The organism is Serratia proteamaculans, from assembly GCF_946227095.1.
Classification (GTDB): Bacteria; Pseudomonadota; Gammaproteobacteria; order Enterobacterales; family Enterobacteriaceae; genus Serratia; species Serratia proteamaculans_E.
Map to the genome: position 1 here is coordinate 149,433 of NZ_CAMISV010000008.1, position 25,619 is coordinate 175,051.

Annotated in this window: 27 protein-coding genes; 20 read left to right on the forward strand and 7 right to left on the reverse strand. The window is 56.5% G+C overall.

The features are described 5' to 3' along the window. Nucleotides 1-94: 94 nt before the first annotated feature. Nucleotides 95-1,090 (forward strand): DMT family transporter, encoded by a 996-nt coding sequence (locus OC597_RS17160; RefSeq protein WP_261258282.1) that lies wholly within the window; start codon nt 95-97, stop codon nt 1,088-1,090. 156 nt (nt 1,091-1,246) lie between these two features. Further along, nucleotides 1,247-1,876 carry a CatB-related O-acetyltransferase gene (locus tag OC597_RS17165; RefSeq protein ID WP_261258279.1) on the forward strand — a complete coding sequence of 210 codons (630 nt, stop codon included), beginning with the start codon at nt 1,247-1,249 and terminating at the stop codon, nt 1,874-1,876. Nucleotides 1,877-1,911: 35 nt separating this feature from the next. Here the strand turns inward: OC597_RS17165 and OC597_RS17170 are convergent, their stop codons facing one another. The 3 genes from OC597_RS17170 to OC597_RS17180 are packed head-to-tail and all read right to left on the reverse strand — an operon-like array spanning nt 1,912 to nt 4,866. Then, entirely contained in the window at nt 1,912-3,429 is a 1,518-nt protein-coding gene (locus OC597_RS17170; protein WP_085117845.1) for a tripartite tricarboxylate transporter permease, read from the reverse strand. A gap of 11 nt (nt 3,430-3,440) precedes the next feature. After that, a complete protein-coding gene (locus OC597_RS17175) occupies nt 3,441-3,872 on the reverse strand; it encodes a tripartite tricarboxylate transporter TctB family protein (RefSeq protein WP_262209728.1) in 432 nt (143 codons plus the stop codon). A 13-nt stretch (nt 3,873-3,885) separates the two neighbouring features. Next, entirely contained in the window at nt 3,886-4,866 is a 981-nt protein-coding gene (locus OC597_RS17180) for a Bug family tripartite tricarboxylate transporter substrate binding protein (RefSeq protein WP_261258277.1), read from the reverse strand. 299 nt (nt 4,867-5,165) lie between these two features. Between OC597_RS17180 and OC597_RS17185 the strand changes: the two genes are divergently transcribed. The 3 genes from OC597_RS17185 (at nt 5,166) to OC597_RS17195 (ending at nt 7,786) form a co-directional block, all read left to right on the forward strand. Then, complete coding sequence (locus OC597_RS17185) at nt 5,166-5,486, forward strand: hypothetical protein (protein WP_262209730.1); 321 nt, start codon at nt 5,166-5,168, stop codon at nt 5,484-5,486. A 220-nt stretch (nt 5,487-5,706) separates the two neighbouring features. Continuing rightward, a complete protein-coding gene (gene tctD, locus OC597_RS17190; protein WP_261258272.1) occupies nt 5,707-6,381 on the forward strand; it encodes a transcriptional regulator TctD in 675 nt (224 codons plus the stop codon). Beyond that, on the forward strand, nt 6,368-7,786 hold the full coding sequence (locus tag OC597_RS17195) for a sensor histidine kinase (protein WP_262209731.1): 1,419 nt from the start codon (nt 6,368-6,370) through the stop codon (nt 7,784-7,786). Before tctD ends, OC597_RS17195 begins: the two co-directional genes overlap by 14 nt. On the opposite strand, the gene OC597_RS17200 is transcribed toward OC597_RS17195, so the two are convergent. Next, the gene (locus tag OC597_RS17200) at nt 7,783-8,685 is read right to left on the reverse strand and encodes a DMT family transporter (RefSeq protein WP_261258268.1); all 903 of its coding nucleotides are present in this window, start codon (nt 8,683-8,685) and stop codon (nt 7,783-7,785) included. The two genes, OC597_RS17195 and OC597_RS17200, sit on opposite strands and share 4 nt — an antisense overlap. Nucleotides 8,686-8,802: 117 nt before the next feature. Here OC597_RS17200 and OC597_RS17205 point away from each other — a divergent pair, with 117 nt between their 5' ends. From OC597_RS17205 to hisP, 15 genes are all read left to right on the forward strand, one after another. Beyond that, nucleotides 8,803-9,576 carry an AraC family transcriptional regulator gene (locus OC597_RS17205; protein ID WP_261258266.1) on the forward strand — a complete coding sequence of 258 codons (774 nt, stop codon included), beginning with the start codon at nt 8,803-8,805 and terminating at the stop codon, nt 9,574-9,576. Nucleotides 9,577-9,629: 53 nt separating this feature from the next. Further along, nucleotides 9,630-10,751: a 4-phosphoerythronate dehydrogenase PdxB gene (gene pdxB / locus OC597_RS17210; RefSeq protein ID WP_261463918.1), complete on the forward strand. Its 1,122-nt coding sequence runs from the start codon at nt 9,630-9,632 to the stop codon at nt 10,749-10,751. 90 nt (nt 10,752-10,841) lie between these two features. Then, a complete protein-coding gene (locus OC597_RS17215; RefSeq protein WP_112348831.1) occupies nt 10,842-11,852 on the forward strand; it encodes an aspartate-semialdehyde dehydrogenase in 1,011 nt (336 codons plus the stop codon). Further along, complete coding sequence (gene truA / locus OC597_RS17220; protein WP_262209734.1) at nt 11,852-12,673, forward strand: tRNA pseudouridine(38-40) synthase TruA; 822 nt, start codon at nt 11,852-11,854, stop codon at nt 12,671-12,673. Before OC597_RS17215 ends, truA begins: the two co-directional genes overlap by 1 nt. Before the next feature lie 283 nt (nt 12,674-12,956). Further along, nucleotides 12,957-13,619, forward strand: a complete 663-nt coding sequence (locus tag OC597_RS17225; protein WP_085117828.1) for a DedA family protein — start codon at nt 12,957-12,959, stop codon at nt 13,617-13,619. A gap of 350 nt (nt 13,620-13,969) precedes the next feature. Then, nucleotides 13,970-14,878 (forward strand): acetyl-CoA carboxylase, carboxyltransferase subunit beta, encoded by a 909-nt coding sequence (accD, locus tag OC597_RS17230; protein WP_261416758.1) that lies wholly within the window; start codon nt 13,970-13,972, stop codon nt 14,876-14,878. A gap of 151 nt (nt 14,879-15,029) precedes the next feature. Beyond that, a complete protein-coding gene (gene folC / locus OC597_RS17235; protein ID WP_262209738.1) occupies nt 15,030-16,295 on the forward strand; it encodes a bifunctional tetrahydrofolate synthase/dihydrofolate synthase in 1,266 nt (421 codons plus the stop codon). Beyond that, a complete protein-coding gene (gene dedD, locus OC597_RS17240) occupies nt 16,296-17,048 on the forward strand; it encodes a cell division protein DedD (RefSeq protein WP_261258257.1) in 753 nt (250 codons plus the stop codon). A gap of 232 nt (nt 17,049-17,280) precedes the next feature. Then, the gene (gene cvpA, locus OC597_RS17245; RefSeq protein WP_012146043.1) at nt 17,281-17,781 is read left to right on the forward strand and encodes a colicin V production protein; all 501 of its coding nucleotides are present in this window, start codon (nt 17,281-17,283) and stop codon (nt 17,779-17,781) included. A 21-nt stretch (nt 17,782-17,802) separates the two neighbouring features. Next, the gene (gene purF, locus OC597_RS17250; RefSeq protein ID WP_099061622.1) at nt 17,803-19,320 is read left to right on the forward strand and encodes an amidophosphoribosyltransferase; all 1,518 of its coding nucleotides are present in this window, start codon (nt 17,803-17,805) and stop codon (nt 19,318-19,320) included. A 131-nt stretch (nt 19,321-19,451) separates the two neighbouring features. Further along, nucleotides 19,452-20,024, forward strand: a complete 573-nt coding sequence (locus OC597_RS17255) for a UbiX family flavin prenyltransferase (RefSeq protein ID WP_085117817.1) — start codon at nt 19,452-19,454, stop codon at nt 20,022-20,024. A gap of 301 nt (nt 20,025-20,325) precedes the next feature. After that, nucleotides 20,326-21,108: a histidine ABC transporter substrate-binding protein HisJ gene (gene hisJ, locus OC597_RS17260; RefSeq protein WP_261258254.1), complete on the forward strand. Its 783-nt coding sequence runs from the start codon at nt 20,326-20,328 to the stop codon at nt 21,106-21,108. Between the two features lie 84 nt (nt 21,109-21,192). Beyond that, nucleotides 21,193-21,879 carry a histidine ABC transporter permease HisQ gene (hisQ, locus tag OC597_RS17265; RefSeq protein WP_261258252.1) on the forward strand — a complete coding sequence of 229 codons (687 nt, stop codon included), beginning with the start codon at nt 21,193-21,195 and terminating at the stop codon, nt 21,877-21,879. After that, nucleotides 21,876-22,580, forward strand: a complete 705-nt coding sequence (locus OC597_RS17270) for an ABC transporter permease (RefSeq protein WP_012146038.1) — start codon at nt 21,876-21,878, stop codon at nt 22,578-22,580. Before hisQ ends, OC597_RS17270 begins: the two co-directional genes overlap by 4 nt. Nucleotides 22,581-22,598: 18 nt before the next feature. After that, nucleotides 22,599-23,372 carry a histidine ABC transporter ATP-binding protein HisP gene (gene hisP, locus OC597_RS17275; RefSeq protein ID WP_085117811.1) on the forward strand — a complete coding sequence of 258 codons (774 nt, stop codon included), beginning with the start codon at nt 22,599-22,601 and terminating at the stop codon, nt 23,370-23,372. A gap of 41 nt (nt 23,373-23,413) precedes the next feature. Here the strand turns inward: hisP and OC597_RS17280 are convergent, their stop codons facing one another. The 3 genes from OC597_RS17280 to yfcG all read right to left on the reverse strand — a co-directional run bounded on the left by OC597_RS17280 (nt 23,414) and on the right by yfcG (nt 25,461). Further along, nucleotides 23,414-24,328, reverse strand: a complete 915-nt coding sequence (locus OC597_RS17280) for a TIGR01777 family oxidoreductase (protein WP_261258249.1) — start codon at nt 24,326-24,328, stop codon at nt 23,414-23,416. 27 nt (nt 24,329-24,355) lie between these two features. After that, nucleotides 24,356-24,727 (reverse strand): dihydroneopterin triphosphate 2'-epimerase, encoded by a 372-nt coding sequence (folX, locus tag OC597_RS17285; RefSeq protein ID WP_261258247.1) that lies wholly within the window; start codon nt 24,725-24,727, stop codon nt 24,356-24,358. A 104-nt stretch (nt 24,728-24,831) separates the two neighbouring features. Continuing rightward, complete coding sequence (gene yfcG / locus OC597_RS17290) at nt 24,832-25,461, reverse strand: GSH-dependent disulfide bond oxidoreductase (protein ID WP_012146034.1); 630 nt, start codon at nt 25,459-25,461, stop codon at nt 24,832-24,834. Nucleotides 25,462-25,619: the final 158 nt, after the last annotated feature.

Here is a 25,619-nt window from a genome sequence, read left to right on the forward strand (position 1 = left end):
CTGTACAACATTGGGGGAAAGTGGCTCTGGCGGCAAAATCGCGCGGCGTTAGAATCTCTGCCTGAGTCTATTACCGCCGTTTTTTGAGGGTGTCATGTCATTACCATCGGGTGTTTCAGCCAGGCCGGTTTTCCCCGGCGCGGGTATTTTACAGGGCAGCAGTCAGGGCTATGTGATTGCCATTATCAGCGCCATGTTGCTGGCTTTTACCGCCATTATTATCCGCGTGCTGACGGAGTATTATCACCTGCCGACCTTTGTGCTGGCCTTTTGGCGAGCGGCATTGGTGGCGCTGGTTTTATTGCCGGCGTTGTTGCTGTTTAAGCCCGAGTGGGCGCGTTTACGGCGTTCGCAGATCCCCTTTTATGCCTGTTATGGCCTGCTGCTGGCGGTATTCAACAGCCTGTGGACGTTGTCGGTGGCGCTGAACGGCGCGTCGGTGGCGACCATCCTGACTTACTGTTCGGTGGGCTTTACCGTCTTTCTCGGTTGGATGATCTATAGCGAGCGCCTGAACCTGCGCCAGTTAGTGGTGATTGTGATCAGCCTGGGCGGCTGTTTCCTGGTCAGCAACGGTGACAGCATGGGCAACAGCCATTTTAACCTGCTGGGGCTGCTGGTCGGTATGTTGTCCGGTATCGGTTATACCCTCTACACGTTGGGCGGGCGGGTGGCGACGGAGCGGCATTATCCGGTGTGGAATACCATTTTGTATGTGTTTGGCTTTTCGGCCATCTACCAGTGGCTGTTCAACGCCGCATTGACGCTCTACCCGCTGGCGGCTTTCCATGGCATGACCGGTTCTTTGTGGTTCCTGTCCCACGGCATTCAGGGCATTGAGTGGCGTGGCTGGCTGTTGTTGCTCACCCTGGCCGCCGGGCCGACGCTGTTGGGGTTTGGTTTGTACAACATCAGTCTGAAAACCTTGCCGCTGGCGGTGGCCAACCTGATTTTGTCGCTGGAGCTGGTGTTTACGGCAGTGATCGCCTATTTCCTGCTGGGGGAAAACATGAATCAGTTGCAGTTGCTGGGTAGCGCGCTGGTGATGGGCGGAGTGCTGATGTTGAAGAGCAAGACGGCGGAGGCGTGATTTGTTACCCTTACGCCGCAATTTGGAGGCAATAATGACCAATAACCCAAGATTAAAGCGGGCACTCATCGCTTAACCCGGCAGTGTTTTGTGACCAAAAAACACTGCCACAGACCTTCGGCTGTGGCTCTTGTACTGAATAAAAGAGTAACTGCCATGACAGAAAAACACTGGTCAAAAACAGAACGGCTGCACCAAACGGTGACTAACCCCAATATCATCGTCAAGGGAACCCACAGTTATTACAGCGACTACTGGGATGATGGCTTTGAACGCTCGGTGGTGCGCTATTTGCACGGCGATGCGGTCAGCCGGCAGTGGCCCCCGTTAGGGACGATAGACCAATTGCTGATCGGCGATTACGTCTGTATCGCCGCTGAGGCGGTGATCCTGATGGGGGGCAATCATACCCATCGCATCGACTGGCTGTGCCTGTATCCGTTTATGGAAAGCATTCAGGCCGCTTATCAACCGAAAGGGGATACCCGGTTGGGTGACGGCTGTTGGATTGGGATGCGGGCGATGCTGATGCCGGGCGTGAGTATTGGAGAAGGGGCGATAGTGGCTGCAGGCAGCATTGTGACCCAGGATGTTGAACCCTATTCCATCGTGGGCGGCAATCCGGCACGGCCGATCAAACTGCGGTTTAGCCCGCAGACCGTCGCCCGGTTACTCGCTTTGCGCATTTATGATTTGTCGGCGGAGGATTTTGCACGCGTGCAGCCTTTGCTGGCCAATAATGATATTGCGGCCCTTGAGCAGGCGGTAGCTGAAATTAAACGTTAAATGAAAAGGGCGGGGTAAACACCCCGCCCTTTGGCTTACTCGGCCTTGGCCGCTTCCGCCCTTTGGCGGCGTTTGCGTACGATGCGCAGCAGTGGTGGCAGTACCAGCACGGACACCGCCAACACCAGCAAGGTTTGCGCGATGCTGCTGCTCCACAGAATGCCAAACTCCCCGTTGCTGATCGACAGCGCGCGGCGCAGGTTCTGCTCCAGCATCTCCCCTAATACGAAGCCCAGGATCAGCGGCGACATCGGGAAGTGCATTTTCCTCAGAATATAACCAAACACCCCCAGCCCGACCATCAACAGCAGGTCAAAGGTGGTGCTGTGTACCGCATAAACGCCGACCGCAGACACCGCGGCAATCGCCGGAACCAGGAACCACAACGGAATGGTCAACATGCGGGTGAACAGGCCGACCAGCGGCAGGTTCATGATCAGCAAGATCACGTTGGCAATCAACAATGCGGCGATCAACCCCCAGACAATATCCGGCTGTTCGGTGAACATCGCTGGGCCAGGTGTGATGTTATACAGCGTCAGCGCGCCCATCATCACCGCCGTGGTGCCGGAACCCGGCACGCCCAGCGTCAGCATTGGAATAAACGAGCCGCAGGCTGAGGCGTTATTAGCGGCCTCGGGCGCCGCTACGCCGCGAATATCCCCTTTGCCGAAGGTATCGCTGTTGCCACTGATTTTCTTTTCGGTCATGTAGGTGAGCGCACTGGCGATGGTGGCACCGGCGCCCGGCAGAATGCCGACGAAGAAACCAATCACCGAAGAACGCAAGGTTGGGCCAACGCACTGGGCAGCTTCCTTACGGTTGAACAGCAGGCGCCCAGTTTTGCGTACCAGTTTTTGCCCGCCGCTGGTGCTTTCCAGCATCAACAGGATTTCACTGACCGAGAACAGGCCGATCACCACCACGATGAACTGCACGCCGTCGGAGAGATGGACACTGTCGAAGGTGAAGCGGTAAACGCCGGTATTGGCATCCACGCCGACCGTCGCCAGCCCCAGGCCAATCAGTGCCGCCAGCAGCGACTTCAGCGGGTTCTGGCTCATCATGCTACCCAGGCAGGCGATGGCGAACACCATCAGGGCAAAGTACTCCGCCGGGCCGAACGCCAGTGACCAGCGTGCCAGCAGTGGGGCGAACAGGATAATCCCGCCGATGGCGATCATCGAACCGACAAAAGAGCTGACTGCCGAGATCGACAGCGCCACACCGGCACGGCCTTGCTGCGCCATCGGATAGCCGTCCAGCGCGGTCATGATGGCTGCAGCGTCACCCGGCACGTTAAGCAGTATCGAGGAGATACGACCACCGTACTCGCAGCCGATATACACCGTCGCCAACAGGATCAGCGCGGACTCGGCCGGCAGTTTGAGGGCGAACGCCAGCGGCAGCAAAATAGCCACGCCGTTGATCGGCCCCAACCCCGGCAGCAGGCCGACAATGGTGCCGACGAAGCAGCCGATCAGGGCGATAATCAGGTTCTGTGGCACCAACGCCACCTCAAACCCTTGAGACAAATACATCCAGGTTTCCATCATCGCTCCCGTTAGCTCAGCCAAACGCCGAGTGGCAGTGTCACATCAAGTAAGTGGTCAAAGGCGTAATACAGCGCCACGCCCATCACCACGCCGGACACCAATGCCGCCTTCAGGCTGGCTTGGAACAGCAGGCCAATGCTGAAGGTCAACAATGTCGTCGCCAGCGGAAAGCCCAGCCACTCGAAGCCCCAGGCGTACAGCACCAGGGTAATCACCAGTACCAGCAGGCGTTGCATCACCTTGTTATGTGGCCATTCAACCACCTGGGGTTTGTTCAGCAGCAGCAGGGCTGCGCACAATGCCATCAGGCTGAGAATCGCCAGCGGGAAGGGACGTGGCCCCAGGGGTTCGTAACTGTATTCGCTCTGGATACCCCAGCCGATAAACAGGCCGCCGATACACAGCAGCAGCCAGAAACCGGCAAAAATGCGATCGCTCATGGTATGCCCCCGGTTACTTGGCCAGGCCGAAAACTTTGGCCTGTTCGCGGTACTGATTGACCTGGGCTTTCACGTAAGCATCGAGTTCCTTGCCGGCCAGGTTGAATTCAAACAGGCCACGCAAATCGCGCTGTTTTTTGAACTCATCGGTCGCCGCCATTTTCTGGAAGGTGTCGAGCCACCATTGGTATTCCTCTTCACTGACCTTCGGGCCAAGGTAGAAACCGCGGATAACCGGCCAAACCAGATTGAACCCTTGCTCTTTGGCGGTTGGCACATTGGCTAACTGGCCCGGCAGACGCTGATCGGCATACACCGCCAGCACGCGGATTTTGTCGCCTTGCAGGTAGGGCACCATTTCGCTCAGATCGCCGGAGACCGCCTGAATGTGGTTGCCGAGCAGGGCGGTAACCGGTTCGCCGCCGCCTTCGAATGCCACGTAACGCATCTTGTGAGGATCAACCCCGACCTCACGTGCCAGCAGGGCGGTTTTCATCCAGTCCTGGCTGCCGATAGAGGCACCCGCGCCGAACACCACGCTGTTCGGATCTTTTTGGAATGCGTCCATCAGGTCTTTCAGGGTTTTGTACGGCGAGTCGGCGCGGACCGCGATCATGCCGTAGTCGGTGCCGACGGCGGCCAGCCATTTCACGTCGTCGACGTTGTAACGGCCAAATTTCCCCTGTGACAGGTTCAGCAACGAGCCGCCAGAGAAGGCAACTACGGTGCCGAATTCCGCCGGACGTTGGGCAACGATGGCGTTATAGGCCACCGCGCCAACGCCGCCAGGCATGTAGGTGACGCGCATCGGTTTATCGATGGCTTTGGTTTCCTGCAGCGAGACCTGAATCAGCTTACAGGTCAGGTCAAACCCACCGCCGGGCTTGGCAGGGGCGATACATTCGGTGCGTTTCGGTGCTTCAATGGCAAAGGCCTGATGGGTTGCCAGCAGCAGAGCGGTCGCGGTCAGAGTACGGGTGATTATTTTTTTCATTGCTTTCCCCAAGGTATTTTTCAGTCGGTGTCGATCCCCGCCGATACGGGTTGCTGGATTGTTAAATCAACAACCTTTCATTTACCTTTCAACCCAGGGAAAAGTTTGCGGGATGTGATACGCGTCTCCTGTCAGGAGGCGTAACATCGCAATCACCGGTCAAATTGGCCGCTGCGCTAACACATATCGCGGGGGACTAACAGTGCGTGAACCTGACTTAAAACCTGCGTAATATCAGTTTTGTTATTTATGCCTTAAGATAAAATGGCTAAAACTAAAATTATGACAGGTGCGGGATTATGTTTTCATTAGGGAAATTGTTCGGTGGTAAGGACAGCGATAAAGTTAAAGCTATCAAGATGTTGCCATCGGCGTACGCCGAGGTTTGTGGGGGGGGGGGAGAGTGTCGGCTAAAACGCCTGCGACCGGAGATCGGCGTTTTTGAACTGCATTTCGCCAATGAGAAAGGCGATAAATACGTTTGCCCAATGACGGCCTGTATTACCGGCATTGATATTGTTTTTGCCGCCAATAACCGCTCGGTGCTGGTGTCACCGCCATTCACGCCAAGCAAATTGCAGCCGGTGTTTGATATCGCTCTGGCCGACAGCGAAAAATAATAGCCTGCCAACTGAATAGACGGCTGTACCGACAGGCCTGAGTTCATTCAGTGTCACAATTGTGCCCCAGCTCCCAAAACTGGCCCGGCATAACCCTTCTATCACTCGGTCTTCCGTGCCATCCTTATGGTTATCAAGATGTTAATTAACCTCCGACTGGAACGGGGCCCTCTGCACCGCGCCTGACCTGTAGGCATAGATAAGTCAATGGATTGGATAAATGCGTCTGTTATTGGTTGAAGACCACCCCGAGTTATCTCACTGGTTGCAAAAGGCGCTGACCGGCGTCGGTTTTGCCGTCGACGTCGCGCCGGACGGGCTGGCGGCTGACCATCTGTTATTAAACGAAACCTATGCGCTGGTGGTGCTGGACGTGGCGTTGCCGCGCCTGAATGGGCTGGAGCTGCTGGCACGATTGCGCAAGCGCGGACAGGATTTGCCGGTGTTGTTGCTGACGGCCAGAACCGACGTCGCCGATCGGGTCAAAGGGCTGAACCTGGGCGCAGATGACTACCTGACCAAGCCGTTCGAGCTGGATGAGCTGGAAGCGCGTATCCGGGCGTTGCTGCGCCGCAGCGTTGGCGTCACTCAGCAGGCGCTGCAGTACGGGGCGCTGACCTATCACGATGAAGGCTATTTTCAACTGAACGACAAACCCTTGCAATTGACGCCACGAGAGCTGGCAGTGCTGACCGCCTTGATCCACCGGCGTGGCCGACCGGTTGCCAAACAGCAGCTGTTTGAACAGGTGTTTACCCTGTCCGATGAGGCCAACCCGGAGAGCATCGAGCTGTATGTTCATCGACTGCGGAAAAAGCTGCAGGGCAGCAATGTGGCGATAATCACCCTGCGTGGTCTGGGCTACAGCCTGGAGCTTTGCAATGAGGTGGTTTAACGCACCACGATCGCTGTTTTATCAACTGTTGTTATTCTTTGGTTTACCGCTGCTGGTGTTGGGCGGAATTTCGATTTATACCCACTATTTCAGCGCGATGAATGCTGCCACTCTGGCCTACGATCGCACGCTGCTGGCGTCGGCGCGCACCGTGGCGGAGCGGCTGGTGGTGCGCAATGGTAGGCTGGAGGCGGACGTACCCTATGTGGTGCTCGACAGCTTCGAGCGCAACATGAACGATCAACTGTATTACGAGGTGATCTCCCCGCAAGGGGAAAGCATTTCAGGCTACGATGACCTGCCGCCGATGCCGCCCTATATCCTGCGTTCCAGCCTGTATCCGGCGCTGGTGCATTTCTATGATGCCGAATATCGCGGTCGTCCGATCCGCGTAGCCGCGCTGTACCAGCCGATCAACGAGTCCGGCGTGATGGGCATGGCGACCATTCTGGTGGCGGAAACGCTGGAGTCGCGTCGCTATCTGGCGCGGCAAATGATGCTTTCCGCGTTGCTCAGCCAGGGCACCGTGGTGGTGTTGACCATGACCCTGGCCTTTGCGCTGCTCAAGCGGGTGTTGAAACCGATGCGCAAGCTTTCCGGCATCATGCTGCGGCGCGATCCGGGGGAATTAACCCCCTTGCCGATGGTATTGCCCTGGTCGGAAATGCAGCCGCTGCTGTTGGCATTCAACCGTTATATTGAACGGTTGCGGCTGATGGTGGCGCGTCAGGAACGTTTCAGTGCTGACGCTTCACACCAACTTCGCACGCCGTTAACCGTGCTGAAGACTCAGGTGGGGGTCGCGCTGGCCAGCGATAAACCGGAGCAGTGGCGGGAAAGTCTGTTAGCGATGAGCGCTACGCTGGATAACACCGTGGCGCTGACCGATCGTCTGCTCTATCTGTCCAGGCTCAAAGCCCATGAACACCAGGCGGATCACCAGTTGCAGCCGATGAATCTGGCGCAGGTGCTGCGCGATGCCTGTTTTTCACGGCTGCCGCAGGCGCGCAGTAAACGTATCGATCTGGGGTATGAAGGGGAATCCATCTGTTGGGTCGGTGGGGAGGCGTTGCTGCTGACCGAACTGTGCGCCAACCTGCTGGATAATGCGCTGAAATACACCCCGAGTCAGGGCACGGTCACGGCACGACTCACCATGGATAAGTTGGCTGGGGAGTGCGTGCTGGAAATTGAAGACAGTGGCCCGGGCATTGCCGAACAGGATACTGCGCAGGCGCTGCAGCCGTTTCATCGGCTGGATAACGTGGGTAATCAGCCCGGTGCCGGCTTGGGGCTGGCGCTGGTCAGCGACATCACCCGTTATCACGGCACCCGCCCGGAGCTGTTGACCTCGGCCACCCTGGGGGGCCTGCTGGTGCGGGTGCGTTTTCAACTGCTGCCTTAGCTTTCACACTCTGCGGCTTGCTTTGCCTTACGGCCCAGCGGCGTGCGCAGACGCTGCGACAGGATCACACCCAGCAGGGTGATACCGCCGCCAATCAGATGATAGCTGTGCAAGTGTTCATGCAGGAACAGTACCGCAATGATGGCGGTAAATACCGGGGCCAGATTCATAAAGATCGACGCGGTATTGGCACCCAGGCGCATCACGCCGTGGATCCACAGGTAAGGCGCGACTATAGAGGCCGGGATACCGGCGAACAGCACCAGTGGGATATTCTGGCTGGTCAACGCGACGTCCTGCGCCATCAGGAAATTAGGCAACAGCAACACAACGCCGAACAGGATCTGTACGTACAGAGACTGCCAGTTAGGCAGGGCGATCGCCCAGCGCTTGGTCAGCACGCCGTACAGCGCATAGGCGGCGGTGGCGGCAAGCATCATCAACTCGCCTTTGCCGATGCCATGTTGCAGCAATTCGGCCGGGTTACCGGCGCTCACCAGCCAGATTAAGCCAGCCAGCGACAACAGGCTGCCGATCGCAATGCCCACCGTTGGTGCTACCCGCAATAACACAATGCTGATCAGAATGGTCAGTAACGGGATCAGGGAAACAATGATCCCCATGAACAGTGCGCTGACGCTGTGTGCCGCGTAATAGGCCAGGCTCTGATACAGCACCATGCCCAGCATGCCGAGGACCAGCAACTTCCACCAGTTGGCGCGTATTGCCGCCCAGTGGCGAATAACGCCGGGCAGGACGAAAGGCGTCAGGGCGATCAGCGCCAGCAGCCAGCGGTAGAAGGAGATGGCGGCCGGATCGATGGCGGTGGCGGAGAGCTTGCTGACCACGGCGTTGATTGACCAAATCAACACCGCCAGCAGAGGGAATAGCATATTCATGATAATTATTCTCATTAACAACGGACATGCTGGCTAGTTTACTCGTGTCCGGTTTATTATATATAGCGATATCCAGACAATATTTTCCCTAAACAAGACAAGTCACAGGGCGAAACCATGCCAGAAATTCGTCATTATCCCGAAGCGCTGATCCCGGCGCCACGGCCGGTGCAATTCCGCTGCGAGGAGTTCAACGCCCGTACAGAGTTTCAGCCACACCAGCACAGTTGGGGGCAGTTGATGTGGGTCAAGGCCGGTGTGATGGTGCTGCGCATCGGCGGCCAGCGTTTTTTGGCACCGCCGGAGTTTGTGCTGTGGGCACCGGCGGGCATTGAACACTCCTGTTATAACCAGCGGCTGGCACAGTGCCGCATGGTCGATATTGCGTTGCCGCTGTGTGCCGGGCTGCCGATTGATCCCTGTTTGGTCAGCGTGACGCCGATTTTCCGTGCCATTGCCGAAGATTTTTACGCACGCAAACAATATATCCCTCAGAGCAAACAGGATTTGCGCCTGTGCCGGGCGCTGATCGACCAACTGCATCTGTCGCCGATTCAGCAAACCTACTTGCCGTCGTCCGAAGACAAATTCCTGGCACCGGTGCTGGAAGCGCTGGAGCACTGTCCTTCGGACAATACGTCGCTCGCTGCCTGGGCCGCCCGGGTCTATACCACCGAACGTACGCTGTCGCGCCGTTGCCAGCAGGATCTGGGGATGTCATTCAGCGAATGGCGCCAGCGGCTGCGTTTCCTGCATGCCGTGTCCTTGCTGGAACAGGGCAAAACCGTGCAGGAAGTGGCGCTCGAGGTAGGCTACAGCTCGGCCTCGGCGTTTATTGTCATGTTTCAGCAAATTGCCGGTACCACCCCCGAGCGCTTTCGCCGGGCATGATTCAGTGGCACACTATTTCCCAGCGAAATAGCCGTAAACCGTCGGAGCAATAAGTGAAAATCCTGGTTGATGAAAATATGCCGTATGCGACTGAACTGTTCAGTCGTTTGGGGAATGTGCAGGCGGTGCCTGGCCGTCCGATCCCGAGTGATGCGCTGGCCGATGCGGATGCGCTGATGGTGCGTTCAGTGACGAAAGTCAATGAAGCGCTGCTGGCCGGTACCCGTATTGGTTTTGTCGGCACCGCCACCGCTGGGACCGACCACGTAGACGATGCCTGGCTGCAACAGCAGGGCATCGGTTTTTCTGCGGCACCGGGCTGTAATGCCATTGCGGTGGTGGAATATGTGTTCTCCGCGCTGATGCTGCTGGCCGAACGCGACGGTTTTCAACTGCGGGATAAAACCGTCGGCATTATCGGTGTCGGCAACGTAGGTTCGCGCCTGGATGCCCGCCTGAAGGCCCTGGGGGTGCGCACCTTGTTATGCGATCCACCGCGTGCCGAACGTGGTGATGCCGGTGAGTTCTGGCCGCTGGAAAAACTGGTGGCGCAAGCTGACGTATTGACCTTCCATACACCGCTGAATAAATCCGGCCCTTACAACTCGCTGCATCTGGTGGACGCTGAGCTGCTGACGGCGCTGCCGGACAATCGTATTCTGATCAACGCCTGCCGCGGTGCGGTGGTGGATAATGCTGCGCTGCTGCAGGCGCTGGAAAAAGGCAAAAAGCTGAGCACGGTGCTGGACGTCTGGGAACCGGAACCGGAGCTTTCGCTGCCGTTGCTGGCTCGGGTGGACATTGGCACCGCGCATATTGCCGGTTACACGCTGGAAGGCAAGGCGCGCGGCACCACTCAGGTGTTTGAAGCCTTCAGCCGCCACCTGGGGCAGCCGCAACAGATCGAGCTGGCCTCGCTGTTGCCGGTACCCGAATTCAGCCAGATCCAACTCAATGGGCCGCTGGATGAAGGCAAATTAAAACGATTGATGCACTTGGTGTATGATGTGCGCCGCGATGATGCGCCGCTGCGCAAAGTGGCCGGGCAAGCGGGCGAATTTGATCGTCTGCGCAAGCATTATCAGGAACGCCGCGAGTGGTCTTCATTGCGCGTCCAGTGTGATGACAGCGCCAGTGCGGAGTTGCTGCACAAGCTGGGTTTCCTGACGGCATAAGGCTTTCTTAAGCCACAGCGACTAATTTTGTTATCAGGGCGGTGCAGTAGCCGCCCATCTGCATTTGAATAAATACTCTGGAGAAACCCAATGTCTGACGGCTGGAATATCGCTCTGCTTGGTGCCACTGGCGCGGTAGGTGAAGCGTTGCTGGAATTATTACAGGAACGCCAGTTCCCGGTGGGCGAACTCTATCCCTTGGCCAGTGAACGTGGTGCCGGTGCTACCGTACGCTTCAATGGCAAATCGGTACTGGTACAAAAAGCGGAAGAATTTGACTGGTCACAGGCGCAGTTGGCGTTCTTCGTTGCCGGCACCGAAGCTTCGGCCCGCTACGCGGAAGAAGCCGGCAACATGGGCTGCCTGGTGATCGACACCAGTGGCCTGTTTGCGCTGGAGCCGGACGTGCCGCTGGTGGTCCCTGGGGTGAACCCGCAGGTGCTGGCGGATTACCGTAACCGCAATATCGTTGCCGTGGCCGACAGCATGGTCAGCCAACTGCTGACTGCGATCAAACCGCTGACCGAGCAGGCCGGGCTTTCCCGTCTGCACGTCACTACCCTGATGTCGGTATCGGCACGCGGCAAAGTGGCGGTCGACGATCTGGCCGGCCAAAGTGCACGTCTGTTGAACGGCATTCCGGCTGAAGCGGGCGTTTTTGCCAAGCAGTTGGCGTTCAACCTGTTGCCGTTGCTGGCTGATGAACAGGGCAGCGTGCGCGAGGAACGTTTGATTGTCGATCAGGTGCGTAAAGTGCTGCAGGACGAAGGGTTGCCGATTTCCGTGAGCTGTGTGCAGTCGCCGGTATTCTACGGCCATGCGCAGGTGGTTCATCTGGAAGCGCTGCGCCCAATGTCTGCGGAAGAAGCACGCGGCGAACTGGAGCAGGTGGACGATATCCAACTGAGCGAAGAAGACGACTACCCGACCCAGGTGACGGAAGCCTCCGGCAGCGATGTGTTAAGCGTCGGCTGCCTGCGCAATGACTACGGTATTCCGGAGATCCTGCAGTTCTGGTCGGTCGCTGATAACGTACGCTTTGGCGGCGCGTTAATGGCGATCGAAACCGCCGAGCGTCTGGTGCAGGAGCAGATGTACTGATGTCTGAAGTTGTCTTGCCCACCCAGCAGACCTTAAAAATCGCGCTGGGGATTGAATATGACGGCAGCCATTATTACGGCTGGCAGCGTCAGCAGGAAGTGGCCAGCGTGCAGGCCTGTCTGGAACAGGCGTTGAGCAAGGTGGCCAATGCGCCGATCAACGTGTTGTGCGCCGGACGTACCGACGCCGGGGTACATGCTACCGGTCAGGTGGTACATTTTGAAACCACCGCGCAGCGCAAGGACGCCGCCTGGACGATGGGGGTCAATACCCATTTGCCACCGGATATCGCCGTGCGCTGGGTGGCCGGTGTGGCCGAAGATTTTCATGCGCGTTTCAGTGCGACTGCGCGCCGCTATCGCTACATTATTTATAACCACCGCTACCGCCCGGCGGTATTACAGCAGGGGATGACCCATTTTTATCACCCGCTGGATGCCGAACGGATGGAAAGGGCGGCGCAGGCGCTGCTGGGTGAGAACGACTTTACTTCGTTCCGCGCCGTACAATGTCAGTCGCGCACACCCTGGCGTAATGTAAAACACGTTAAGGTTACGCGCTACGGCGAGTATCTTGTGGTAGATATCAAGGCGAATGCCTTTGTACATCATATGGTTCGCAATATTGTCGGTAGCCTGATGGAAATTGGCTGCGGCAATCAGGATGAGAACTGGATGGCCGAGCTATTGGCACTGAAGAATCGAAATCTGGCTGCGGCGACGGCGCGGGCCGACGGGTTATACCTGGTTAGCGTCGATTACCCTGAGCACTTTGCCATACCCCGGCCGGCAATGGGGCCACTGTTTTTACCCGACGACTAAACAAATGTACCCTATGAATTTCAAGCTGCAGCTAGGCGCCCAGCTCACTCATCCCCAGGCGCTTACTTGAGTAAGTAACTGGGGTGAGTGACAAATCTGTCGGGAACAGATTTGAACGCTGCTTGCAGCGGCCCCGAAGGGGCAAGACCCACGGATGGGTCTTGTAAAGCAGGTAACAACGCTGCAGCTTGAAAGGCGACGGGTATAAACACTGGCGCGCTTGGCGCGTTACTCCCTTGTGCACCTGCCGGGTGGGTGAGACACCCGGTAAAAGAGAGAACCTATGGACATCATCAAGTTTGTAATTGATTTTATTCTGCATATTGACGTGCATCTGGCCGAGCTGGTGGCGCAATACGGTATGTGGGTGTACGCAATTCTGTTCCTGATCCTGTTTTGTGAAACCGGGCTGGTGGTGACGCCTTTCCTGCCGGGCGATTCTCTGCTGTTTGTTGCCGGTGCGCTGGCGGCATTGCCGACCAACGATCTGAATGTGCACACCATGGTTGCGTTGATGATAGGTGCGGCGATACTCGGGGATGCGGTCAACTACACCATCGGTCGGCTGTTCGGGGAAAAGCTGTTCAGCAACCCGAATTCGAAAATTTTCCGTCGCAGCTATCTGGATAAAACTCACCAGTTTTATGAAAAACATGGCGGGAAAACGATTATCCTGGCGCGATTTGTGCCGATCGTACGTACTTTTGCACCGTTCGTTGCCGGTATGGGGCATATGTCCTATCGCCACTTTGCAGCCTACAACGTGATTGGTGCACTGGTTTGGGTGCTGCTCTTCACTTATGCTGGCTATCTCTTTGGCGATCTGCCGATCGTGCAGGAAAACCTGAAACTGTTGATCGTGGGTATCATCATTGTTTCAATTCTGCCGGGTGTCATTGAAATTTGGCGCCATAAGCGTGCGGCTGCCCGCCAGCAAAAACAGTAAAAACATCGCTTAACCTGTCGGTTCGACCAGTTTTTTGTCCACAGAGTCGGGCCGATATGGTTTAATGAGCGACATTTATGGTCTGTTCCTGTTAACAACCTTGAAACCTGTGCCTCGCTTGCGCGCTTGCCGTGTTTTGCCCAGGCATTTTTTCATTGGTGTTTTCGGGGGGATTGTTATCCCTATAAGTTTCAAGTCACAGCTAGGCGACCAGCTCACTCATCCCCTGGAGCTTAAGTAAGTGAGTGGGGTGAGTTAGTGCAGGTAACAACGCTGTGGCTTGAAAGACGACGGGTATAAAGCATGAACAGCGAACTGGCGTCTGCCAGGTTCAAACAGAAAGGTCATCGATGAGCTGGATTGAACGAATTCTTAACAAGAGCAATATCACCCAAACCCGTAAGGCGAGTATTCCTGAAGGGGTCTGGACCAAATGCGATAGCTGCGGTCAGGTTCTCTACCGCGCCGAGCTGGAGCGTAATCTGGAAGTGTGCCCGAAATGCGACCACCACATGCGCATGACTGCGCGTATGCGTCTGCATACGCTGCTGGATGAAGGCAGTGAAGTGGAGCTGGGCAGCGAACTGGAGCCGAAAGACGTTCTGAAGTTCAAGGATTCCAAAAAGTATAAAGATCGCCTGGTTGCCGCACAGAAAGCGACCGGTGAAAAAGACGCGCTGGTCGTGATGAAGGGCACGCTGTACGGCATGCCAATTGTCGCCGCTTCGTTTGAATTTGCCTTTATCGGTGGTTCCATGTCGTCCGTGGTCGGCGCGCGCTTTGTGCGTGCGGTTGAGCAGGCGCTGGAAGACAACTGTCCGCTGGTGTGTTTCTCAGCCAGTGGTGGTGCCCGTATGCAGGAAGCGCTGATGTCACTGATGCAGATGGCGAAGACCAGCGCAGCGCTGGCGAAACTGCAGGAACGCGGTCTGCCGTACATTTCGGTATTGACCGATCCAACCATGGGTGGCGTTTCTGCCAGTCTGGCGATGCTGGGTGATATCAATATCGCCGAGCCGAAAGCGCTGATCGGCTTTGCCGGCCCACGCGTTATCGAACAGACGGTACGTGAAAAGTTGCCACCGGGCTTCCAGCGCAGTGAGTTCCTGATTGAAAAAGGCGCGATCGACATGATCGTACGCCGTCCGGAAATGCGCCAGACCCTGGCGAGTATCCTTTCCAAGCTGGCCAACCAGCCGCAGCCGCATTTCGATGAGGCCGCACCGGTGTCTGAGCAGGAAAATCAGGCCGACGCCTGAAGCCAATAAATGGCCCGCACCGGTACCAATCGGTGTGGGTTCAGCCGCCATTTTGTGGCTAAATGACGGCTGAAAACGGAGAGCATCGCCTTTTACCGCGGTGAGGGTGGTGCCCGATGGATTAATGAACCCAAGTTCAGTGACGGGACTCATGCAAAACCACCAAATTCCCCAAGCCACGTCGCCTTTGAGCTCGTGGCTTTTTTATCTGGAACGTCTGCACAGCCAGGCGATCGAACTCGGCCTGGAACGCGTACAGCGAGTTGCGGCGCATCTTGATTTACTCACTCCTGCGCCGACGGTATTCACCGTTGCCGGTACCAACGGCAAAGGCACCACCTGTCGCACCCTGGAAACCATCCTGTTGGCGGCCGGTTTGCGGGTTGGCGTCTACAGTTCGCCGCACCTGGTGCGTTATACCGAGCGGGTACGCATTCAGGGCGATGAACTGAGCGAGGCTGAACACAGCCGTTCGTTCGCCGCCATTGAAGCGGGCCGGGGTGAAACTTCGCTGACCTACTTCGAATTCGGTACTCTGTCGGCACTGCAACTGTTCAAACAGGCTAAGCTTGACGTGGTGATCCTGGAAGTCGGACTCGGCGGCCGCCTGGATGCGACCAATATCGTTGATCCGAGCGTGGCGGTGGTGACCAGCATCGCGCTGGATCATACCGACTGGCTGGGCAACGATCGCGAAAGCATTGGCCGCGAAAAGGCCGGTATCTTCCGTAGCGGCAAGCCGGCGGTGGTAGGTGAACCAGATATGCCGGCCACCATTGGGCAAGTAGCGGAAACCCTGGGTGCTCAACTGTATCGCCGTGGCGATGCCTGGACCTTCAGTGAACAGGGCGAACGCTGGCAGTGGCAGGGCGGCGGTACCTTGCTGACCGACTTGCCGATGCCAAACGTCCCCTTGGCCAACGCTGCGACCGCGCTGGCGGCGCTGCATTTTTCTGCCTTGGAAATTGATGAGCGGGCGATCTTCACCGGCTTGCAGCAGGCGACATTGCCCGGGCGTTTCCAGATTGTGCGGCGTGAGCCGACGCTGATCCTCGACGTGGCGCATAACCCCCACGCGGCAGGTTATCTGGCCGGGCGTCTGGCAACCTTGCCGCGCAAGGGTGGCAAGGTGCGTGCGGTGGTGGGGATGTTGTCGGATAAAGATATCGCCGGTACCCTGGCCTGTCTGAGTGAGCAGGTCGATGAGTGGTATTGCGCGCCGCTGGACGGGCCACGCGGGGCCAGCGTCGAACTGTTGGCGCAGTATTTGACGGAACCGCGGCAGTTTACCGATGTCGAAACTGCCTGGCGTCAGGCTATGCAGGACGCAGATATTCAGGATATTGTGATCGTCTGTGGATCGTTCCACACCGTTGCACAGGTTATGGCGGCGTTAGACGAGATGCGGGGAGTGTGAGTGGCAAGTAAATTTCAAAACCGATTGGTCGGTACCGTGATTTTGGTCGCGCTGGGGGTGATTATCCTGCCAGGGCTGCTGGACGGTAAAAAGAAGCATTATGAGGACGAATTCGCCGCCATTCCATTGGTGCCGAAGGCCGGTGATGTGGAAGAAAACGACGTGGTGCCACCGGTAAGCCAGCCGTTACCGGCACAGCCACCGGAAGGGGCGGGCGCGTTGGTTGAGCAGCAGGCGGCCAATGAGGCCGCAGCGCAGCAGGCAGTTCGCCAGCCGACGCAGCAGCCGACGTTGGTTACGCCGCCGGTCGAAACCCGTCCACAGCCGACGCCACCGCCGAAACCTAAGCCGGTAGAGGTGAAGCCAAAACCGGTGCCGCAACCTAAGCCGGTGGAAGTGAAGCCGGTGGTGAAACCTGAAACCCGACCGGAGCCGAAACCTGAACCAACGCCAGTACCTAAGCCTGAGCCTGCACCAGTGCAGAAGCCGGCGGAAGAGAAAGCGCCGGCGGGGCAGGCTTATGTGGTGCAGCTCGGCGCGTTGAAGAACGCCGCCAAGGTCAATGAGGTGGTGGCATCGCTCAGGTTGTCCGGTTATCGCGCCTTTACCGTGCCGTCAACGCCGGTACAGGGACAGATCACCCGGATTTATGTCGGCCCGGATGCCTCGAAACAGAAGCTGCAGTCTTCGCTGTCCGCGCTGAACTCGATCAGCGGTTTGAGCGGTCAGGTGAAGCCATACGGCGTACGTTAAGATGAGGGGGCACAGCATGCTGTGCCCCTGAAATGATGGATGCCGATATAATCATTAAAAATAATGTGCCTTTCGTAGCTGAAATGGCCTATGTAGGCGCGGCGATTGGGAATTTTTTTATCGCCGTTTTTTATTTGTAACGTGGTAGGAAAACCCCTACGCAAACGTTTACGTTTTCTGTTAGAATTCGCCGCGAAATGGATGCAGGGGCGATTCATCATTGGAATAGTTCATGGTCTGGATTGATTACGTCATTATAGCGGTGATTGGATTTTCGGCTCTGGTGAGCCTGATCCGAGGGTTTGTTCGCGAAGCATTGTCACTTGTGACATGGGGATGTGCGTTTTTTGTTGCCAGCCATTTTTACTCTTACCTTGCAGTCTACTTCACTCGTTTTGAAGATGAACTGGTGCGAAACGGCATCGCGATTGCCATCTTGTTTATCGCGACCCTGATCGTAGGCGCTATTGTTAACTATGTGATTAGCTCACTGGTAGAGAAAACCGGGTTATCAGGCACCGACCGGGTGCTGGGCGTCTGTTTTGGCGCACTGCGCGGCGTGTTGATCGTTTCGGCGATACTGTTTTTCCTGGATACCTTTACCGGCTTCTCACAAAGTACCGACTGGAAACAGTCGCAGCTGATCCCCCAGTTCAGTTACATCATCAGGTGGTTCTTTGACTACCTGCAGAGCACGTCGAGTTTCTTGCCGACCCATTTACCGGGGCGGTAGCGCTGATGAGGAAAAGACAACATGTGCGGTATTGTCGGTATCGCCGGTTTTATGCCGGTAAACCAGTCGATTTATGATGCGTTGATGGTGCTTCAGCACCGTGGCCAGGATGCCGCAGGCATCGTCACCATAGATGCCCATAATGGGTTCCGTCTGCGTAAAGCCAACGGTCTGGTGAAGGATGTGTTTGAGGCTCGCCATATGCAGCGCTTGCAGGGCAACATGGGTATTGGCCATGTGCGCTACCCGACGGCTGGCAGCTCCAGTGCCTCAGAGGCTCAACCCTTCTATGTCAACTCGCCGTTCGGCCTTACGTTGGCCCACAACGGCAACCTGACCAACGCCCATGAGCTGCGCCAAAAGCTGTTTGAAAGCGGCCGCCGCCATATCAACACCACTTCCGATTCCGAGATCCTGCTGAACGTACTGGCCAGTGAGCTGGACCGTTTCCAACATTATCCGCTGGAATCCGACAACATTTTCACCGCCGTTGCCGCCATGCATCAGCAACTGCGTGGCGCTTACGCCTGCGTGGCGATGATCATTGGTCACGGTCTGCTGGCGTTCCGTGATCCTAACGGCATCCGCCCGCTGGTGATTGGCAAACGCACGCTGGAAGATGGCCGTAACGAGTATATGGTGGCTTCCGAGAGCGTGGCACTGGACACGCTGGGCTTCGAATTCCTGCGCGACGTGGCGCCGGGCGAAGCGGTGTACATCACCGATAAAGGCCAACTGTTCACTCGTCAGTGTGCAGAGAACCCGAAAACCAACCCGTGCCTGTTCGAATATGTCTACTTCGCTCGTCCAGATTCCTTTATGGACAAAATTTCGGTCTACAGCGCCCGTGTGCGCATGGGGCAGAAGCTGGGTGAGAAGATTGCCCGTGAGTGGGAAGATTTGGACATCGACGTGGTGATCCCGATCCCGGAAACCTCCTGCGATATCGCGTTGGAAATCGCGCGTATCCTGGATAAGCCGTATCGCCAGGGCTTTGTGAAGAACCGCTATGTCGGCCGTACCTTCATCATGCCGGGCCAGCAGGCGCGCCGTAAGTCGGTACGCCGCAAGCTGAACGCCAACCGTGCCGAGTTCCGCGACAAGAACGTGCTGCTGGTGGATGATTCCATCGTGCGCGGTACCACTTCCGAGCAGATCGTAGAGATGGCGCGTGACGCCGGGGCGAAACGCGTTTATCTGGCTTCCGCTGCACCGGAGATCCGTTTCCCTAACGTGTACGGCATCGATATGCCGAGCGCCAACGAACTGATTGCCCACGGCCGTGAAGTGGATGAAATCCGCCAGATCATCGGTGCCGACGGTTTGATCTTCCAGGACCTGGACGATCTGATCGAAGCGGTGCGCGAAGAGAACCCGGACATCAGCCAGTTCGAATGCTCGGTATTTAACGGTATCTACGTCACCAAAGACGTCGACCAGAGCTACCTCGAGTATCTGGAATCGCTGCGTAATGACGACGCCAAAGAAATGCGTGGGCAGACCGAAGCGGAAAATCTGGAAATGCACAACGAAGGCTAAGCCTTAGCCTTGACCAAAACAGTGCACCGTGGCGCTCGCTGCGGTGCATTATCCCTCCCTGACTTGCTTATGTAGCCCCATTGCGGCAAAGTCTGCCTGATCCTATTTTTTCCTTGGCAGAGGCCAGCTTTATGAAACGACTCATCATCGGTATTTCCGGCGCCAGCGGCGCAATCTACGGCGTGCGCCTGTTACAGGTATTGCGTGACGTCGCAGAGGTGGAAACCCATTTGGTGATGAGTAACGCGGCACGACAAACGCTGGCGCTGGAAACCGATCTCAGCCTGCGTGAAGTGCAGGCGCTGGCCGATGTGGTGCATGACTCACGCGATATCGGTGCCAGTATTTCTTCCGGTTCGTTCAAAACGGCCGGCATGGTGATTTTACCTTGCTCGATCAAAACCTTATCGGGTATCGCCAATAGCTACAGCGACGGTCTGCTGACGCGGGCGGCCGATGTGGTGCTGAAAGAGCGTCGCCGGTTGGTGCTGTGCGTACGTGAAACCCCGTTGCATATCGGTCATCTGCGCCTGATGACCCAAGCGGCGGAAATGGGAGCGGTGATCATGCCGCCCGTGCCGGCGTTTTATCATCGCCCTGAAAGCGTAGAAGACATTATCGATCAAACCGTCAACCGGGTGGTCGATCAGTTTGACATTGAATTACCGCAAGATTTATTTGCCCGCTGGCAAGGCACGAATTAACAAATTTCTCCCCAATTTGGCACATTTGTGCAACACCGCACTGAATTAGGGCGGCGCATGCACCATAATGATCCCACTTCATCACGCTCACTGTTTCAAGGCTCTGGTATTTATCCATTGCCCGTGGCGCGGCCAACACTGGCCGATTTAATTTTGCGGTTATCGTCCCAGGAAACAGTTTTGTGAAGGCCGGAGCCGTTCCCTCCGCCTACAGCAACAAATGTGGCACGATTACTGCAAATTGATTTGGTGGAAAAGTAATGCCCGCAGTGGCATCAAAAAATCAATTTGAGGGTAATTTATGAAAAAGCTGGTTAAGGTTCTTCCTTTAGTCTTGGCTTTAGCAGCAGCAAGCAGCGCATTTGCCGCGGTACCATCGACGCTGAAGATAGGTACCGATCCGACCTATGCACCATTTGAATCCAAAAATGCCAAAGGTGAGCTGGTCGGTTTTGATATCGATCTGGCCAAAGAGCTGTGCAAACGCATAAATACCCAATGTACCTTTGTGGAAAGCGATTTTGACGCGCTGATCCCGTCCCTGAAGGCGAAGAAAATTGACGCCATCATCTCTTCTCTGTCGATCACCGAAAAACGCCAGCAGGAAATAGCCTTTACCGACAAGCTGTACGCTGCTAACGCCCGTCTGATTGCACCGAAAGGCTCCAAGCTGTTGCCTACCGTGGATGCGTTAAAAGGCAAGAGCGTCGGCGTGTTGCAGGGCACCACCCAGGAAGCCTATGCCAACGCCATGTGGCAGCCTAAAGGCATCACCGTTGTGCCTTATCAGAACCAGGATCTGGTGTATGCCGACCTGGCATCCGGCCGTATCGATGCCGCCTTCCAGGACGAAGTGGCGGGCAGCGATGGCTTCCTGAAACAGCCTCCAGGCAAGGATTATGCTTTTGCCGGTGAATCGGTGAAGGATGACAAATTCTTCGGCGTGGGCACTGGCATGGGCCTGCGCAAGACCGACACCGAACTGAAGGCGGCGCTGGATAAAGCCTTTGCTGAAATGCGTAAAGACGGTACTTACGACAAGTACGCGAAGAAATACTTCGATTTTGACGTCTACGGCGGTTAATGCCGCAACCGTTCCGTGTTGTGACTTCGGGGCTGGCTTGCCGGCCCCGATGGTTCGGGATCCAATGACGACAGGGTGAAGTAAATGCTGCAAGGCTATTCCCAATTGATATTTGAGGGCGCTCTGGTGACGCTGGAGCTGGCCCTGAGTTCCGTACTGCTGGCGCTGGTGATCGGTTTGATCGGTGCCGGTGGCAAGCTTTCCCAAAATCGCCTGCTTTCAACGCTGTTTGGTGCCTATACCACGCTGATCCGCGGCGTGCCTGACCTGGTGCTGATGCTGTTGATTTTCTACGGCCTGCAAATTGCGCTCAACAACCTCACCGAACTGCTTGGCTTCTCGCAAATCGATATTGATCCGCTCAGCGCGGGGATCATTACCCTCGGGTTTATCTACGGTGCCTATTTCACTGAAACCTTCCGCGGTGCCTATATGGCCGTATCGAAGGGGCAGATCGAGGCGGCAACCGCTTACGGTTTCACCGGTTCGCAGATTTTCCGCCGCATTCTGTTTCCTGCGATGATGCGTTTTGCCCTGCCAGGCATCGGCAACAACTGGCAGGTGATCCTGAAGGCAACGGCGCTGGTGTCTATTTTGGGCCTGAATGACGTGGTGAAAGCCACTCAGTTGGCCGGTAAAGGCACCTATCAGCCGTTCTTCTTTGCGATCGTCGCCGGGGTGGTTTACCTGATTTTCACTACCGTCTCCAATGGCGTGTTGTTGTGGCTTGAACGGCGTTATTCCCTGGGCGTCCGGAGGGCTGAGCTATGATCGAAATTTTGCAACAGTACTGGCAATCGTTGCTGTGGAGCGACGGCTACCGTTTCACCGGTGTTGCCGTCACCTTATGGCTGCTGATTTCCTCGGTGGTGATGGGCGGTTTACTGGCGATCCCGATGGCGGTGGCGCGGGTTTCTTCCATCACCTGGGTGCGTTTCCCGGTTTGGCTCTACACCTATATTTTTCGCGGCACGCCGCTGTATGTGCAGCTGTTGGTGTTTTACTCCGGTATGTACAGCCTGGAAATCGTTCGCGGGACGGACTTTCTCAATGCCTTCTTCCGCAGCGGGCTTAACTGCACCATTTTGGCGCTGACGCTGAACACCTGCGCCTATACCACCGAGATCTTCGCCGGGGCGATCCGCTCGGTGTCGCACGGTGAAATCGAGGCGGCCAATGCCTATGGCTTCTCTCGCTTCAAAATGTACCGCTGCATCATTTTGCCGTCTGCGCTGCGCACCGCACTGCCGGCCTACAGCAACGAAGTGATACTGATGCTGCATTCCACCGCGCTGGCGTTTACTGCCACCGTGCCGGACTTGTTGAAGATAGCGCGAGATATCAACGCAGCGACCTACCAGCCGTTCTATGCCTTTGGCATTGCGGCAGTGCTGTATCTGATCATCTCTTACGGGTTAATCAGCCTGTTCCGCAAGGCGGAAAAGCGCTGGATGGCACACGTTAATCACTGATAATGACGGGAACCTACTATGTCTGAGAATAAATTAGCCGTCACCGAACTGCATAAACGCTATGGCGAACACGAAGTGCTGAAAGGCGTCTCGCTGGCGGCCAACGCAGGGGATGTGATTAGCATCATCGGGTCTTCCGGTTCCGGTAAAAGTACCTTTTTACGCTGCATTAACTTCCTGGAGAAGCCGAGTGAAGGCTCCATCAGCCTGAACAACGAAGATATCCGCATGGTGCGTGACAAGGACGGCCAGCTGAAGGTCTTCGACAAGAAACAGCTGCAGCTGCTGCGTACCCGCCTGACCATGGTGTTCCAGCACTTTAACCTGTGGAGCCACATGACGGTGCTGGAGAACGTGATGGAAGCGCCGGTGCAGGTGCTGGGGCTGAGCAAGACCGAAGCGCGTGAGCGCGCGATACGTTATTTGGATAAGGTGGGTATCGACGAGCGGGCCCGCGGCAAATACCCGGTGCACCTGTCTGGCGGCCAGCAACAGCGTGTGTCTATCGCGCGCGCCCTGGCGATGGAGCCGGAAGTTTTACTGTTCGATGAGCCGACGTCGGCGCTGGATCCGGAGTTGGTGGGGGAGGTTCTGCGTATCATGCAGAAGCTGGCGGAAGAGGGCAAAACCATGGTGGTGGTAACCCACGAAATGGAGTTTGCGCGCCATGTTTCCAGCCACGTGATCTTCCTGCACAAAGGGCTGATCGAAGAGCAGGGGCCACCGGCCGAGCTGTTTGGTAATCCGAAAAGTGCTCGCCTGCAGCAGTTCTTGTCCGGCGCGTTAAAATAGCGACCTGTCGGGGCCGGATCTTTCTGGCCCCGATCGGACCTTCAGCGGGTTTCGGCCCGTTGATTAATCACATCATCCAATGCCTGTTCCAGCTCCAAAAAGCGGAAGCTAAAACCGGCTTCCTCCAGCCTTCTCGGTACCGCGCGCTGCCCACCCAACACTAATACTGCCGCTTCCCCCATCAATAAACGCATGGCGAATGCCGGTACGCGTAAAAATGCCGGCCGATCGAGCACGTTGGCGAGCTGAGCGGCAAACTGTTCGTTGTGAACCGGGTAAGGGGCAACCATATTGAACGGCCCTTGCAGGGTTTGGTGTTCCAGCAAATAGACAATGCCGTCGACCATGTCTTCCAGATGGATCCACGGCAGATATTGACGGCCGTTGCCTATGGGGCCGCCCAGCCCAAAGCGGAACGGCGGCAGCATTTTCGCCAAGGCACCGCCTTTGGGCGCCAGCACTACGCCGGTACGTAGCAAACAGACGCGGGTGGCATCGCTTTGCGCTTGCAAAGCCAGAGACTCCCAGCGTTGGCACAGCTGATGGGTGAATTCGTCGTGTGGGGCTTCGTCTTCGGTGACCACCGCCTGGCCCTGATCGCCATAGTAGCCAATCGCAGAACCGGAAATCAGCACGCTGGGCGGCGCGCTGCCGGCGTTAATCAGCTTGGCCAACTGTTCGGTCAGATCCCAACGGCTGTGGCACAGCCGCTCTTTCTGCGCTTTGCTCCAGCGCTTGTCGGCGATCGGCTCCCCGGCCAGGTTGATCACTGCGTCAAAACCGTCCAGCGAGGGCTGGTCCTGCAGCGTTGACCAGTAGCTGGCCTGCTCGCCGAACTGCTCACGTGCGCGCTGCACGTTGCGGCTCAGCACCGTAATTTGGTGAGAAAGGCCCAGCAGCCGTTGCGTCAGGCTGCTCCCTATCAATCCTGTGGCACCGGTGATCAGGATCCGCATGGTCGATTCTCCCTGAAACTGTGGTTTTCAGGCCCGGCGATAGCTCATGGTCATCGAAACCGAGTCGGCGTAGCGCAGGGCCAGTAGTTTATCTATCTCCACTTCAGCATAGGTTACCCAGGCGTGTTGTTTCACGATATCGAGCACATCCTGAGTTAATTTTTCCAGCAGGGCGAAGCGGTTATCTTCCACATGACGGATGATGGCTTTGGTGATGGTGCGGTAATTGAGCGCGTCGTCGATATTTTCACTGTCGCGCGCCTTATCCGCCGGGTAATGGATCGCCACGTTAATCAGGATGTCCTGACGGTTGTTGATTTCTTCTTCCTTGATACCGATGAATGTACGCAACCGCAGATTTTTTATACGAATAATGGCGTCGGGTTGACTGAATGACATCAGAGAGTCTCCACAGGTCTGATTATTGGTGCTCAGAATACACGGAAAGTAGGGAAAAGATAACGAGTCAGGGGAAACTCCCCGGAGGCCGGGGAGCTGGAAGTTTAACCCTGCTCAGCCAGCTTGTAGGCACGCTCGGTAGCCGGGCGGTTGCTGATGCGTTCGAACCAGTTACGCACCGCCGGATAATCCGCCAGATCGATGCGCTGACGTGGGTGTGACACCACCCAGGGATAGGTCGCGATATCGGCTATGCTGTAGTTGTCACCGCCCAGATAGGGGTGCTTTTGCAACTCGGCTTCCAGCACGGCATACAGGCGCTTGGTTTCCAGGTGGTAACGTTCGATGGCGTAAGGCACCGGCTGTGGTGCGTAGTGGTTGAAGTGGTGATTTTGCCCGAGCATGGGCCCAAAGCCCGCCACTTGCCAAAACAACCACTGCAGCGTGGCAGCGCGCTCACGCAGCCCTTTGCTCAGCAGCTTGCCGGTTTTCTCCGCCAGGTACAGCAGAATTTCGCCGGACTCGAACAGGCTGATCGGCGCACCGCCATCAACCGGCTGCTGGTCGACAATCGCCGGGATTTTGTTGTTGGGTGAAATGCTCAGAAAATCCGGCTTGAACTGGTCGCCGGCACTGATATTTACGCGGTGGATACGGTAGGGTAAGCCAACCTCCTCCAGAAACAGGGTAATCTTGTGACCATTGGGAGTAGGCGCGTAATACAGGTCAATCATGTTGCCTCCTGCGGTAAGGTGATCTGTAAGTCATTACACGTTGTTGCGGTCTTCGCCGCGCACAAAGGTATATCAGAGATCTTTCTCTAGGGTTACCAACAATAGCAGCTAAGAATAGCAGGCTATGTGAGATTCGTCTGATGCTATCTCCACAAGAT